Source organism: Streptococcus sp. M334, assembly GCF_000187745.1.
Taxonomy (GTDB): Bacteria; Bacillota; Bacilli; order Lactobacillales; family Streptococcaceae; genus Streptococcus.
Genome location: NZ_GL732496.1, coordinates 1 through 14,556, shown reverse-complemented (window position 1 = coordinate 14,556; position 14,556 = coordinate 1). Strand labels below are relative to the sequence as shown.

Annotated in this window: 12 protein-coding genes and 9 tRNA genes; 1 reads left to right on the top strand and 20 read right to left on the bottom strand. The window is 41.2% G+C overall.

The genetic code is table 11. The annotated features are described in order from the left end of the window. Positions 1-69 precede the first annotated feature (69 nt). From nagA to tgt, 3 genes are all read right to left on the bottom strand, one after another. A complete protein-coding gene (gene nagA, locus HMPREF0851_RS14850; protein WP_001134551.1) occupies positions 70-1,221 on the bottom strand; it encodes an N-acetylglucosamine-6-phosphate deacetylase in 1,152 nt (383 codons plus the stop codon). A 152-nt stretch (positions 1,222-1,373) separates the two neighbouring features. Beyond that, a complete protein-coding gene (locus HMPREF0851_RS14845) occupies positions 1,374-3,191 on the bottom strand; it encodes an acyltransferase family protein (protein WP_001220877.1) in 1,818 nt (605 codons plus the stop codon). Between the two features lie 100 nt (positions 3,192-3,291). Then, positions 3,292-4,434, bottom strand: a complete 1,143-nt coding sequence (tgt, locus tag HMPREF0851_RS14840; RefSeq protein ID WP_001285237.1) for a tRNA guanosine(34) transglycosylase Tgt — start codon at positions 4,432-4,434, stop codon at positions 3,292-3,294. Positions 4,435-4,550: 116 nt separating this feature from the next. Here tgt and HMPREF0851_RS14835 point away from each other — a divergent pair, with 116 nt between their 5' ends. Next, positions 4,551-5,408 carry a DUF975 family protein gene (locus HMPREF0851_RS14835; protein WP_000876907.1) on the top strand — a complete coding sequence of 286 codons (858 nt, stop codon included), beginning with the start codon at positions 4,551-4,553 and terminating at the stop codon, positions 5,406-5,408. A 25-nt stretch (positions 5,409-5,433) separates the two neighbouring features. Here the strand turns inward: HMPREF0851_RS14835 and pcp are convergent, their stop codons facing one another. The 17 genes from pcp to HMPREF0851_RS14750 form a co-directional block, all read right to left on the bottom strand. Beyond that, on the bottom strand, positions 5,434-6,078 hold the full coding sequence (gene pcp / locus HMPREF0851_RS14830; protein ID WP_000866925.1) for a pyroglutamyl-peptidase I: 645 nt from the start codon (positions 6,076-6,078) through the stop codon (positions 5,434-5,436). 217 nt (positions 6,079-6,295) lie between these two features. Continuing rightward, complete coding sequence (locus HMPREF0851_RS14825; RefSeq protein WP_000026203.1) at positions 6,296-6,658, bottom strand: DUF1304 domain-containing protein; 363 nt, start codon at positions 6,656-6,658, stop codon at positions 6,296-6,298. A gap of 10 nt (positions 6,659-6,668) precedes the next feature. Continuing rightward, entirely contained in the window at positions 6,669-7,094 is a 426-nt protein-coding gene (locus tag HMPREF0851_RS14820; protein WP_000890076.1) for a MarR family winged helix-turn-helix transcriptional regulator, read from the bottom strand. Positions 7,095-7,414: 320 nt separating this feature from the next. After that, positions 7,415-8,578, bottom strand: a complete 1,164-nt coding sequence (locus HMPREF0851_RS14815; RefSeq protein WP_000746998.1) for a LysM peptidoglycan-binding domain-containing protein — start codon at positions 8,576-8,578, stop codon at positions 7,415-7,417. Between the two features lie 165 nt (positions 8,579-8,743). Beyond that, entirely contained in the window at positions 8,744-9,364 is a 621-nt protein-coding gene (locus HMPREF0851_RS14810; RefSeq protein WP_001169120.1) for an HAD family hydrolase, read from the bottom strand. A 3-nt stretch (positions 9,365-9,367) separates the two neighbouring features. Continuing rightward, positions 9,368-10,648, bottom strand: coding sequence for an MATE family efflux transporter (locus HMPREF0851_RS14805; protein WP_000473996.1), 1,281 nt, complete (start codon positions 10,646-10,648; stop codon positions 9,368-9,370). A 60-nt stretch (positions 10,649-10,708) separates the two neighbouring features. After that, complete coding sequence (gene thrC, locus HMPREF0851_RS14800) at positions 10,709-12,193, bottom strand: threonine synthase (protein WP_000177128.1); 1,485 nt, start codon at positions 12,191-12,193, stop codon at positions 10,709-10,711. 75 nt (positions 12,194-12,268) lie between these two features. Continuing rightward, positions 12,269-13,546 (bottom strand): hypothetical protein, encoded by a 1,278-nt coding sequence (locus tag HMPREF0851_RS14795; RefSeq protein ID WP_000091372.1) that lies wholly within the window; start codon positions 13,544-13,546, stop codon positions 12,269-12,271. A gap of 107 nt (positions 13,547-13,653) precedes the next feature. Next, positions 13,654-13,737, bottom strand: a tRNA-Leu gene (locus HMPREF0851_RS14790). Between the two features lie 9 nt (positions 13,738-13,746). Next, positions 13,747-13,818: transfer RNA gene (locus HMPREF0851_RS14785), tRNA-Gln, on the bottom strand. Between the two features lie 13 nt (positions 13,819-13,831). Then, positions 13,832-13,904, bottom strand: a tRNA-His gene (locus HMPREF0851_RS14780). Positions 13,905-13,918: 14 nt separating this feature from the next. Further along, a tRNA-Trp gene (locus HMPREF0851_RS14775) sits at positions 13,919-13,989 on the bottom strand. 4 nt (positions 13,990-13,993) lie between these two features. After that, a tRNA-Tyr gene (locus tag HMPREF0851_RS14770) sits at positions 13,994-14,074 on the bottom strand. Positions 14,075-14,086: 12 nt separating this feature from the next. Further along, positions 14,087-14,159: transfer RNA gene (locus tag HMPREF0851_RS14765), tRNA-Phe, on the bottom strand. Positions 14,160-14,162: 3 nt separating this feature from the next. Further along, positions 14,163-14,236 (bottom strand) — tRNA-Met (locus HMPREF0851_RS14760). A 10-nt stretch (positions 14,237-14,246) separates the two neighbouring features. Then, positions 14,247-14,336 (bottom strand) — tRNA-Ser (locus HMPREF0851_RS14755). Between the two features lie 64 nt (positions 14,337-14,400). Continuing rightward, a tRNA-Ile gene (locus tag HMPREF0851_RS14750) sits at positions 14,401-14,474 on the bottom strand. Positions 14,475-14,556 lie beyond the last annotated feature (82 nt).

Genomic DNA, 14,556 nt, shown 5'->3' with positions numbered 1-14,556 from the left:
ATATGCTCATTTCTTAATTTTTTGATAAATAAAAAAGCAGAAGCTAGTCTCTAACTTCTGCTTTCTATCTTATGCTTGATAACGTTTCACACCGTCTAGGTAGGTTGCTACCAATTCCAAATCTTTATCTAAAACAATAAAATCTGCATCATAACCTTCACGAATTTGTCCACAGACATCGTCAATATTAACAGATTTTGCTGGGTTAAGGCTAGCCATCATGACCGCTTCGTGTGGATTTGCAATACCCCACTCGACTACATTTCTCATACCATCTTTAAGTTTGAGGATAGAACCTGCCAAATTACCAGTAGATTTGAGACGTGCAGTTCCATTTGCTACTACAACAGGGAATTCTCCCAACATATAGTCACCGTCTTCAAGCCCACCAGCTGTCATACAGTCCGTAATAAGAGCGATGTTGTCTGTCCCCTTTTGCTTAAGTAAAATCTCACAAGCTTTTGGATCTACGTGATAACCATCACAAATCAATTCTGCGTAAGTATGTGGGAGCTCATACATAGCTCCTACCATACCTAGTTCGCGGTGTGTTAAACCACGCATCCCATTATAGGCATGTACCCATACACTAGCTCCAGCATCAACTGCCTTCTTAGCTTGTTCAAATGTCGCATCTGAGTGTCCAAGTGCAACTGTCACACCTTCACCTGTAATAGTACGTACAAAATCTTCCACCCCATCACGTTCTGGTGCAATAGCGATTTTATTTAGCATCCCTTTTGCAGCATTCTGCCAAGAATGAAACTCCTCAACACCTGGGTCTCTCATATAAGTTGGATTTTGTGCACCCTTAAAAGTTTCTGTGAAATATGGACCTTCATAATAAATCCCACGAATCTTAGCACCTGTTGCTTCTTTATAATGGTTTCCAAGATTTTCAGTGACTGCAAGCAATTGCTCATAAGTGGCTGTTAAAGTTGTGGGCAAGAAACTGGTAACACCAGTACTAAGAAGTCCTTCACTCATAGTATGCAATGTACCTTCAATGTTGTTGTCCATCACATCTACACCTGCATATCCATGAATATGAGTATCCACAAGACCTGGTGCAATGCTATAACCAGTATAGTCAAGAACCTCTGCTCCTTCAGGAATTTGATCCACATGTTTCCCAAATTTGCCATCAACAAGTTCTAAGTACCCGCCGCGACGAATGCCAAATGGATAGAAAAACTGATCTGCTTTAACGTAATTAGGCATAATAATGACCTCCTTAAAAGATTACTTTTGATATTTATTATGTCAATTACATTATAAACTTTTCTGATTCATTTGTAAATGGTATAGACCTATTTTCTAGAGATATTTTAAAAGAGCTGGATGTCTCCAACTCTTCTCTTTTTAAATACAAGTTATTTAGATTTGACTGGTTTGTCTTGAGCTGTTTGCAAGGCTGTGGCAATGGTATCTGCATACAATTTAGCTCCTGCTTCAATCTTACTATTGTCACTTCCAAAATGGACTTGGTCTGTTCCAGTCCAGATCTCTGGATGTTCCTTAGCAACTTGATTCCAATCTGCTATCGTGATGTAAGGAGTCTTCTCTGCCAATTCTCTCATATAGGCAGCAGCCTTCTCAACGATGGCATAGCTCTCTTTTGTCTTATCCCCTTCATAAGGAGTCACCAAAATCATATGATGGCCCTTAGGAAGATTTTTCACGATACTGTCCCAATCTTCCTTGTAATTTTCAGGATTATTTACCCCAGTTGCAATGATAACCATCTTTGGTAGAAATTTATTCTGGCTATTATTTAGCATAATTTCATTGGCAGTCTTAGTTGTTCTGCTGACTTGTGCATTAATCTGTGCTCCTGGAAGGGCTGTCTGCAGTGCTGTATTTGCCCTTAAAGCCACCGAGTCACCAATTAGCATAGTACCATCAGCGATCCCCAAACTGTTTGCATCTGCCCGTTCTGCCATCACCTTGGTCTGGCCAATATTTGTTGCAGCTTGCTTCAAACCATTGACAGTCAAATCTGTCTCAAACGCTCCCACTTGTGGTGCCAAGAAAGTCACTAAGAAGACAATGAAGGCTAAGATTCCTGTACTTGTTGCAAGAATTGCGTGAATATAAGGCAGGGGACGAAGAGTTTGTATAATAGGTGTATTCTTTCCTGCAATCCAAGGTTCCAATACATAGAATGACAGGCTAGCAAAGCCATAAGAAAAAATCAAAGTCAGTAACACAGCAAGAAGATTTGATGTCAACTGTGAGAAAATGAGATAGAAAGGCCAATGGAAGAGATAAACTGCATAGCTAGTATCCGCTAAAAAGCTGATAATCTTTGGTTCCTTTATATTAGGAGTCTTTTCATGTAAGACACGCGCCGCCAGAATCATAGCAAGAGCTGCAAGGCTGGCAAGCAAGAAGCCGACAAGATAGGCAAAGAGATAGGTAAATTTGACAAAGAAGGTCAAAATGAGTAAGAAGCCAAAACCTCCTCCAAAAACTAAAAGGGTCTTGCGTAAATCCCAGATTTTATCCAACTGCTTGACGAGGGAAGTCGTCTGACGAACGCCTACAATCGTTGCTAGGATACTTCCCAAAAAGAAGGGATAGACATGAGTTAAACTGGAGAAGTAAACAGAGGAATAAGAGGTCACTAGGAAACTACCAATAAACATGGAGAAGAAGCTGATCAAGAAGGCAGTAGCAGATAAGAGAAAGACCATCCCTCTCAACTGACCATTTGATCTAGACTGCTTAGATAAGAACCAAACTGCCAATCCCCAAAGAATATAGTAGTGAACCTCAACAGCCAAGCTCCAATTATGAACAAACAAATGAGGAATGAACTGAGATTCATAACTCCCACCTGTTAGGAGTTCATAGAAGTTGGTCATAAAACCTAAAACACCAGCAATCTGGCCACCAATTCCAGCCACATAATCTTGCCGAACTAGGAAGGTAAAGGGCATGGTTACCAAGACCATCAAAACCACAGGTGGCACAATCCGATAAAAGCGTCTCCTAAAAAATCCAACCAAATCAATCTCATGATTTTGAGAAAATTCTTCGATAAGTAGAGCCGTAATCAGGAAGCCTGAAAATGTGAAAAAGACATCTACCCCAAAGAATCCTCCAGGAAAGATTGTCTGAAAGAAATGATACAAGAGTACCAGTAGTAAACCTGTAATCCTAATCAAGGAAAACCATTTAATGCGCATACGAGTTTATTCTTCCTTTCATTGTACACTTTATTCTATCAAAAAAAGAAGAAAAATCCCAAGAGAAAACTTAGGATTTTTAGCTTATATCAATTCCATTTTAGAAATTACGGCCTGACTTATTATAGCCATATTTTTCCACAAAATACTCGCGGAATTCCAAAAGATTATCATCCATAATAGCTTGTCGCACTTGCTTCATCAGGTTAAGCAAGAAGTAAAGATTGTGATAGCTAGTCAGGCGGATACCAAAGGTTTCATCAGCCTTGAGAAGGTGACGAAGGTAGGCGCGTGTATAGTTCTTACATGTGTAGCAATCACATTCAGGATCCAGTGGCGTAAAGTCCTCAGCAAACTGAGCATTTTTCACAACCAAACGTCCCTGACTGGTCATACAAGTCCCGTTACGAGCGATACGAGTCGGCAAGACACAGTCAAACATATCCACCCCACGAATCACCCCATCGATTAAGCTATCTGGCGCTCCCACACCCATCAAATAACGAGGTTTGTTTTCAGGTAGGAGTTGAGTTGTAAAGTCCAAGACCGCATTCATCTCTTCGTGGGTTTCTCCCACTGCCAAGCCACCGATAGAGTAGCCTGGGAAATCCATGCTGACAAGGTCATGAGCCGATTGGCGACGAAGATCTTCAAATCCTGCCCCCTGCACAATCCCAAATAACCCTTGGTCATGCGGACGACGGTGAGCCTTCAAACCACGCTCAGCCCAACGGCTGGTACGCTCGATTGATTTCTTAACGTAGTCATAAGGTTGATAAAACTGAGGACATTCATCAAAAGACATCATGATGTCTGAGCCCAGATTATTCTGAATAGAGATGGCTTTTTCTGGTGATAGGAACATCTTGGAACCATTGAGATGGTTTTTAAAGGTTACCCCTTCTTCTGTGATATTACGGCTATCAGCTAGAGAATAAACCTGGAAACCACCACTATCCGTTAAGATTGGCTGATCCCAGTTCATGAACTTGTGGAGACCACCTGCGCGTGCGATGAGTTCATCTCCAGGGCGAAGCCAGAGATGATAAGTGTTTGACAGGATAATTCCCGAACCCATCTCCTTCAATTCTTCAGGCGACTGAGTTTTGACAGTGGCTTGAGTCCCAACTGGCATAAACATAGGTGTAGGGAAGGTGCCGTGGGGAGTGATGATTTCTCCTAGACGAGCTCCTGTGTGTTTTTCTTTCTTAATCAAACGGTATTTGATTGGTGAATCTGACATTTTCTACCTCCGAAGCTGGGAAAAACAGTCCCAGTTCATACTTTGTGCCCAAGGGCATACTGTATGATTTTATCAAAAAAAGCTGGAACTGTCACGAACTATGGTATAATGAGAGAATGAAATACCCAAAAATTGATTTAAAAACCATTCGTCTGCAGGCCAGACAATTTCAGGCTGAAAATCCCCGCCTCTTTCTCGTCTATCTCTTACCTAGCATGCTGGTCATCTTGTCTGGCTTCCTCAATCCCTTAGAACGCATCCACGAGTCTATTTTAGAGCAATCCTTTTTAAGTGTGCTTGGCCATGTAACTCAAGCCTACCTTTTTCCACTATTGGTTTCCTTTATCGGAACAATACTTCTAACCAGTTCAGTCTATACAACTCTGAAACTCATCAAGAATCCTGATACAGAACTATCCGTCAAAAATAGTCTTGCACTCTTTGACGAAGAGCACTTTTCACAAACCTTCTTGACTCTCCTTCTCAAACGCTTCTATCTTTTCTTATGGAGCATTCCTAGTTTACTTGGGATTTACTTCCTCTTTTACAGTAGCTTTCTAGCAAAGAAATTCGTTGTCCTTCATCCTGAGTTTCCTAATCTAGATCTCACATCAATTGAAACCGAGCGTTTCCTCATGACCTTTGCTCTTTACTTTCTAGCAAGTATCCTCTTGATGGTTATCGGAAATAGTCTCTATATTCCACAATATTATGCTTATTCACAGGTAGAATTTCTCCTCTGTGACACCCTAGACTTAGGGCAAGCCAGACCAGGACAAATCCTTAAAACCAGCCGTTTCCTGATGAAAGGCTACAAATTTCAGCGCTTTGTCCTAGACTTACAACTCCTTCCTTGGTACTTCCTCAATTGGATTACCTTTGGAATTGCTAGTTTCTCACTCCTACCCTACATTCAAATCAATAAAATAATTTTTTACCGAGCAGTACTGGCTCGAAAACGTCCAAAAGCTTGAAGGTAACCCCTCAAGCTTTTTTCTATCAATGAGTTTCTCCGCCTACCAACTTGAGGTCTTGATCTCCATATTCGATAATGGCGTCGATTGCTGCTTCTATCCCTCGCATAATGTCCACTAAACTCATAGCTGGGGTAGTCGGTCGATTCACCACCTGTTCCATCATATAAGGAATGTGCATAAACCCCGCCTTAACCTGTGGAAATTTCTTTTCTACCAAATAGAGGGCCTGATACATCAAATGATTGCAGACAAAAGTTCCTGCCGTATTGGAAACAGAGGCCGGCAATCCCTCTTTTTTTATAGCTTGAACCATCGCTTTAATCGGCAAACTACTAAAGTAGGCCGAAGCACCATCTGGGCGAATAGGAAGGTCAATCGGTTGATTGCCATCATTATCAGGAATGCGTGCATCGTCTTGGTTAATGGCCACTCGTTCAGGCGTCAAGCTAGTTCTTCCACCAGCTTGGCCGATACAAAGGACAAAATCAGGTTGATAACGACTCATCTCTTCTTCCAACACTTGGGCCGATTTGTGAAAGACTGTCGGCACTTCTAGCCAACTAACCTCAGCACCATGGATTTCAGCTGGTAAACCTTTAATGGCCTCCAAAGCTGGATTGACCTTTTCCCCTCCAAAGGGCTCAAAACCTGTCACTAATACTTTCATTTCTAACTCCTCAAAACCAATTCAATGAGACTTTTTTCTTAAAAACAAGTATAACATATTTCTCTTATTCTGGAGTGAAAAGGACTAGTGAGGCTAGGATTGCTCTTTGATACTCAATGAAAATCAAAGAGCAAACTAGGAAGCTAGCCACAGGCTGTACTTGAGTACGGCAAGGCGACGCTGACATGGTTTGAAGAGATTTTCGAAGAGTATGAGTTTATTTAAAGAGGAAAATACTAATCAAGGCCAAAATAGCTGGTCCACCTTGCTTCAAAATAATTTTCTTATCTGCTGTGAGAGAGCCATAAGCCGCAGCTCCAATCACAAATAAGACAAAAATAGTCACAATTTCTAAATTCTGTGAGAAATAAATCCCATACAAGAGAAAGACTCCTAACAGAGCATTATAGATTCCTTGATTTTTGAACAGTGAACTTACCGACGGACGAGCCAGTTCTTCCTTTTCCATGTTAAAGACTCGACTGGTCGCATCTGATTGCGTTGCAATACTTTCCAAATAAAAAATGTAAAAATACTCCAAAGCAACGATCGTTGCTAAAATGATTGTCATAATTGACATCTATTTCTCCTTAAATTTCTATATTTTCAATGCCCAAAACCAATTTATTTAATAAACGGCTGAGTTCTGTTCTTTCAGACTCTGTTAAGATACTTTCCATCTCTTGCTTAACCTTGATATGTTTCAGAGGAGGATTCACCACTAACTGCTCCTTGGCATACTTCGTAGCCTCTACCAACACTTCTCGCTGATTTTCAGGATTGCGATGACGCTCCACCAAACCTTTCTTTTCCAGAATTTTGAAATGTCGTGTCAAAGCAGCCTGATCAATCTTCAAACGCTCCTGAACCGCTATTTGATTACAAGGGGAATGCTCCAGCAAAAACAGTAAAATCTGATACCGTGTCAAACTAATCCCAAGTCTTTTTTCAAACAATTGCGTACTCGCTTGCTCAGACAAGCGGAGTTGATAAAGTAAATCTTGAATCTCTAACATTTCTTTTCTCTTTTCAATTGATTTATCAATAGTTGACTAATCAATTATAATGCAAAGTAAAATAAATTGCAAGAATGTTGCTCAAGGCATTACAAAATTCTAACTTCCCATTCTCCATTCATATTGATACTCGATGAAAATCAAAGAGCAAACTAGGAGGCTATCCGCAGGTTGCTCAAAGCACAGCTTTGAGGTTGCAGATAAAACTGACATGGTTTGAAGAGATTTTCGAAGAGTATGACAAATAAAAAACGAACGAGACTTACTTCCTATCACGAAAGCTAGATCTCATTCGTCAAAATGATATTACCAAGTCAGGTTTATCCATTCATTGAAACGTGAACGTGGTCATAGTGGTTTTCTGTCACGCTACCACGGTCTGGCATTGGGTTCCAAGTATTAGCTGGTCCATATTTGCTATCGAATGGAGCATAGAAACGTTGTTTCCAGATAATATAACTAATTCCACGGCTGGCCATGTTTTGAATAGCGTATTCCGCAATCTTATCCCCTAGTTCTGAGCTTTCTGGTACCATAAAGTCGATAGCCAACCCTTTTCCGTGATCTCCACTATCTCCTGGACGGTAACCACTAAAGGATGTGATGCCAAACAAGTTAGCAATTTCTTCTTTAAAGGCAGCTGTTTGTGGTTGAAGGCCTGCATTTTCAGATTTCGCTAGTGCCAATCCAGCATAATCGGGCGTAGCTGGTGCAGCGTAAGTCGTTGAAACTGTTTTCGTCTCTTCTGGTTGATAAGTAGAAACTGTTGGTTTAGCTCCATTTGATGATGCTACTTCTTTTTCTTCTTCTGAACTTGTTGCAGTTGCTTTTTCTTCTACTGGCGCTGTAGTTGCTTCTACTGCTAATTCAGCTTGAGGTGTTACCTGAGGAACTACTTCTGCAACTGCATTGCTTATTTCGGATGTTTGCTCCTCTGATACAGAAGTCTCTGTAGATGTTGTCACTTCTTCTGAAGTAGTCACTGTCTCTGTAACTTCTGAACTTGTTGCTACTTCTTTTGTACTTGTAGTTTCTACCGCTTTTGGCGCTTCTACAATCGGTTGAGAAAGGTCTGCAACTTGAACAGTTTGATCATCAACGGTCACTTGATTGGTTGTCAAATCTGCTGTCGCAGTTGTCACTTCTTCACTAGAGTCTGTTTGAGGTGTTTGGATTTCAACTTCTGTTACTTCTTCTACTTCATTGACAGTCGTTGTCAAAACAGTTTCTGGGAAAATCAGGTCCATATTAGTGATTTTATTCAAATTCGCAAGAACTGTGACATCTACACCCAAGGCTTCTGCAATAGTGCTCAAGGTATCACCATACTGAACGGTATAACTTGTTTTGTTGTCCGTTTTAGTCAAATCGTTTTGGATTTGCTCAACACTACGTGCAGTCCAAAGAACTTCTTCTGCTTGAGTTGCCAATACTGGGGCAAATGACAAGGCCACTGTTGACGCTAATAACATTCTTTTCTTCATTCTTTCAAATTCCTTTCAAATGAGTACCTGTCTATCATAACACAAAAAGAGCAGAAAAAAAGCCCTCTCGGGCCTATTTAACAGAACTGTCTATTCCTTGTAACAAACTCGGTTACTTGAAATAGTTTGTTAGATTTCTGTCACAAAACTGACACAATCTTATCGTCACTCTCCTTCAAAAATATAAGGAATATCTGCTAACCCTTGAATCCTATGATTGCCTCCATAAGATGACTCTAAAAAGTTGATACTTTGAATCCCACTATTCTGGGCAAATTCCACATCCAGAGTTCGATCTCCTATATAATAAGTCTTTTCAGAATTCAACTGATACTTGTCTAACAGATAGGTAGCCGCTTCTGGACTAGGTTTCCGCACAAAACCACTCTGACTGGTTAAAATCTCTGTAAAATAAGATTCCAAACCCAAGTCTCTGAGAATTGTAAAAGCATTGTCCCCCTTATGAGTATAGACAAACTGTTGAATCCCTACTTGGTCTCCCCAAGCTAGCACCTCACACGCACCTGGCATCAAAACTACCTGAGCATTCTTCTCAGCCAAACTCTGGGCACGCACCTGATTTAACACTGCCACATCCAGCTTTCTCTCTTCCGCAACTTTCTCCAGCAAATCCTGCACAGAAAACTTGAGGATAAACTCTCTCACCTGCTCCTTATCATAAGGAATAGAAAATTGAGCAAAAGTCTCCTCAATCCCTGATAAAATCGCTTCATAAGAGTCCAATAAAGTCCCGTCTAAATCCCAAATAAAAGCTATTTTTTGCATTTCCTATCCTTTCAAGCTCATATAACGCTGGTAGCGGTAGCGTAGAAATAACCAGCGAAAACCATTATCCAGAAGGGTTCCCGCCCAAATACCAGGCAAGCCCCAACCAAGAACAATCCCCATCAGATATCCTGTTCCAATGCGGATACACCACATTCCTATACTTGTCTCATAAAAGGGAAGCCGAGCATTGCCCAAACCCTGCCAGACTGCTGTATAGATGACTGTTCCTATCGTCATAGGAGTACCAAGTAGTGAAAAAAGTGTCACTAGAACACTAGCCTCCACCGCTAGAGAATCAGTCGTATAGAGATGAGTTAGTGGTATACCCAAAGCATAGATACTGAAGGTCAAGGGTAACATGAGGACCAGAGAAAGCCAAAAGGCTTGTTTACTCAACTTATCTACTCTATTCCAATTATCCTCTCCAACTGCTCGAGCCACCAGCATAACCGTTGCCGTAGCGACACCAAAGGCAGGCATATAGTTAAACTGGGTCAAAACTTCTCCGACTGCATTCCCTGCTACTGCCTCTGTTCCAAAAGAAACAACCAAGGCAATGATCACGACATCTCCAGCCCGCATCATAAGCCGCTCTCCAGCTGCTGGCAAAGCTAAAGTCAATAGTTCCTTATCTAAACCAAAAGTCGGTTTTTCAAAAGGCAACTTTAATTGGGACCATAAAATCACAAGACCTACCAAACGAGACAGAATTGTCCCCCAAGCAACACCAGCTATCTCCATACCAAGGATAAAAATAGCTAGACTTGAAAAAAGAATATTCAAGGCATTGGATAAAAGACTCACATAGAGGGGCAAACGTGGATTATGCGTTGCACGAATCAAGGCACCCAAACTAGTCATTAAGCCCAAGAGAACAATCGATCCGCCTACCAAAGATAGGTAGAGACCACCACTTTCAGCTACATCTCTCTCCGTCCCCAAAAGTCTTATCATCTCTTGCCCAGCGAAGATGGACAAAGATCCCAAAAGGAAACTTACTAGTAAAGTAATCTTCAAGGCCTCAGTCACATGATAGGCCAACTTCGACTGGTCTTTCTGCCCCATGCTTTTTGAAATAACACTGGAAATAGCAGCTCCCAGAGCGATGAAAATCGCCTGATAAATCGTGATAATATTGCCAGCTACTGATACACCCGAAATGGCTATCAATCCTAAATGAGCAACCAAGTAACTATCCACCATCCCCATGAGCATCTGCAAAAAGTTTTCGCCCATAGCTGGCAAGGCAATATTCAGAATGTCTTTATTTTTCTTAAACAATCCTTCCTCCTGATGAAAAGAAACTCAGTTGGTTTCCCAACCGAGTTTACTCCCTCTGTCTTAAAGTCCTAGATAAGCCTCAACCGCTGCTTGCATGTCAGCAGCTGCTACTGTTGTCTTATGACGAACAGGAGCTGTTTCAAGCCCATCAACTGCTGGTGGCACAGCAACTCCTGAGATTTCATGTAATTGAGCCAAGGCTTCAAAGTCAGTCAAGTCAACTTTCCCAGTTACAGCTTCTACTGCAACCACTGGGAATTTGTATGGACTAGCTGTTGAAGCAATCACTGTCTTAGTCGCATCGTCAGTCGCCACTTGGTACTTTTTATAAACTGCCGAGGCAACCGCCGTATGTGGGTCCTCAATATAGGCATCTGTTTGATAAACACGTTTGATTTCTGCCGAAGTTTCTTCCTCAGTCGCATATTCAGCCACAAAGAGCTCCAGAATCTCAGCATCAAAATCAGTCAGTTCATATTGTCCTTGTGTATTCAAGGCATTCATGAGTTCAGCTGTCTTAACTGCATCATTCCCCAAAAGATGGAAAATCAAACGCTCTAAGTTTGAAGACACCAGAATATCCATAGATGGACTAGTCGTTACCTTAAACTCACGTTTCTTGTCGTAAACACGTGTCTTGAAGAAGTCTGTCAAAACATTGTTGTCATTTGAAGCACAGATCAATTTACCAACTGGAAGACCGATTTGTTTAGCATAAAAGGCAGCCAAGATATTTCCAAAGTTTCCTGTTGGTACTGTGAAGTTGACCTTATCACCAGCCACAATCTCACCAGTCTTGACCAACTGAGCGTAGGCATAAACATAATAAACAATTTGTGGTACCAAACGACCAATATTCATAGAGTTAGCTGATGAAAATTGCAACTTGTTGGTAGCCAATTTTTCGCGAAGAGCCACGTCGTTAAACATGTGCTTCACGTTTGTTTGGGCATCATCAAAGTTACCGTCTATAGCGATAACATGGGTATTGTCACCAGTCTGAGTGGTCATTTGCAACTCTTGTACCTTGCTGACACCATCCTTTGGATAAAAGACGATAATCTCAGTACCAGGCACATCTGCAAAGCCTGCCATAGCAGCTTTCCCAGTATCACCAGATGTCGCTGTCAAGATGACAATCTTATTCTCCAAGCCATGTTTCTTAGCAGCAGTCGTCATAAAGTATGGCAAGATAGATAAGGCCATATCCTTGAAGGCAATCGTTGAACCATGGAACAGTTCCAAGTTATATTGCCCGTCTAATTTCACTAATGGTGCGATAGCTGGAGTATCAAACTTGCTATCGTAGGCATTGTTGATACAGTAGTCCAACTCCTCAGCTGTAAAGTCATCTAAAAATACTGACAAAACAAGCTTAGCAACTTCCTGATAAGAAGCATCTTTCAATTTGTCAAAGTCCAAATCTACCTTTGGATAAGTAAGCGGTGTAAATAAACCACCATCCGTCGCCAAACCTTGCAAAATAGCTTGGCTAGCAGTTACTGTATTGTTGGCATCACGCGTTGATTGATAAACTAATGTCATTACTCTCTATCCTTTATCTATAGTCTCTTCCATTATATCATGATTTTTCAGAAAATTCTCCCTCTATAGGAGAAATTATAGGCCCAATTCTTCTTTCAAAGCCTGTAAATAGATCATTTCTTGCTTATTTCTCATCACTAGTCCTTCCTCAGCTAGCAGGAGTAAATCCTTTGAGAATTCGATAATTGCAGTTTTTTCCTGATCTGTAAGCTTTTTCTTAGAAAATTGTCGTCTTAAAAATTTGTAATTTCTACCAAATACTTTAAAGAAAGGTGCTGTTTCTAAATAAGCTTCTAACTTGTCTAAATTAACTAATAATCCCAAGTGAAAGGTTGCTGAAGTAAAAGTCCTATCAAGAGGCTGAGTACACACACTACGAAACTCAACCGTTCCTCGAGTCGTTAAGTCTTGATACTGATAACTACGATGAGTTTCAAAATCCTTCTCTTGGGGGTAAATAATAACCTCATCCCCATTAAGAGCATATGCTTGGATTTCAGGTGTAGATAAATATTCCCCAGCCTGAATCGGATAAAAATAATAGGTCTGCCCATCACGTTCCGCAGTAAAAATTGCAGAATGATCTAGATAATCAAAAAAATCATCCTCATCTTTAAAGAGTCTAGCATTGACCCCGACATTTTCTGGATAGATACCATGCATCGATTCTTCCCAGAAAATATCCCTTGAAATTTTCGTATCCCAATCTGCACCCGAAAACTCAGAGTTTGCAAATAAATAAGCCTTAACTGCTTCAATTTGAGTAAAAGCATTAATCACCCGTAAGTAGTTAAACTTTGAAACATCCAGTTGAATCTGACTCCCACAGATAAAAGCACCATATTCAGGGAAATGATGCAAGTCTGATTTAGTCACATTTCTACTCAAATTCAAATAGTCCATCAACATGCGATACCGTGGGAAATCCACTGGACAATTCTCATTTTTATCCCAGTTGGGATGAATGCCACAGCCAACAATAGCATGATTTGATTCAGCTAACTTCTTCTGGATTGCTTCCATATAAATACTAAAACGTTCTTCAACTTCTTGTATCGTTTCAGCCTTACCAAATGCAAACTCAATCGTAGTATAGGAAACTTCAAATAAAATAGCATCCCGACTTACTGGATTCACTAACTGAATAGGAGTCCCAAAGTCATCTACCTTTTCGACAGTAAAATCCAAAGCAGAAACTAAATATCTGAATAAGTGTTTGATAACTTCAACATCTGTAGCATCCCCTTCCAAATTTGCAACAGGATATTCCAACTCAATCCCAACAAACAATTCAGGGTTTTCTTTAATATTTTTCAAATACCGATGTTTTAATAAATCGATAGAACGAGACATACTTCCCTACACTTTCATAATCTAAATAAAATTTGAATAACTATTATTATAGCAAAAATAATATAAAAAAGGAACGAAGATTTACAACGTTCCTTAACTCTATACTATACCGGCGGCCGGGGTCGAACCGGCACGTCCTTGCGGACACTGGATTTTGAGTCCAGCGCGTCTGCCAATTCCGCCACGCCGGCAAATAGTAACTGGGGTAGCTGGATTCGAACCAACGCATGAGGGAGTCAAAGTCCCTTGCCTTACCGCTTGGCTATACCCCAATAATATAAAATAGGCGAGTGATGGGGATCGAACCCACGCATGCCAGAGCCACAATCTGGTGTGTTAACCACTTCACCACACCCGCCATAATTCTATTAACACGGGCAGTAGGAATTGAACCCACACTGAAGGTTTTGGAGACCTTAGTTCTACCTTTAAACTATGCCCGTAAAATGGAAGGGGAGGGATTCGAACCCCCGAACCCGAAGGAGCGGATTTACAGTCCGCCGCGTTTAGCCTCTTCGCTACCCTTCCAAAATATATAAATGGCGCGAGACGGAATCGAACCGCCGACACATGGAGCTTCAATCCATTGCTCTACCAACTGAGCTACCGAGCCTTATTGCGGGAGCAGGATTTGAACCTACGACCTTCGGGTTATGAGCCCGACGAGCTACCGAGCTGCTCCATCCCGCGTTAATAAAAAAGGAGGATGTGGGATTCGAACCCACGCACGCTTTTACACGCCTGACGGTTTTCAAGACCGTTCCCTTCAGCCGGACTTGGGTAATCCTCCAAAATAGTTTATACGGGAACAAACCCGTGTCCTCTTAATGAAAAGATAAATGGACTAAACACTATGGGCACGAGTGGACTCGAACCACCGACCTCACGCTTATCAGGCGTGCGCTCTAACCACCTGAGCTACGCGCCCAAGTTAAAAACTTGGTAATTTGAACAAAGTTCAAAGCGGGTGACGAGAATCGAACTCGCGACAACAGCTTGGAAGGCTGTAG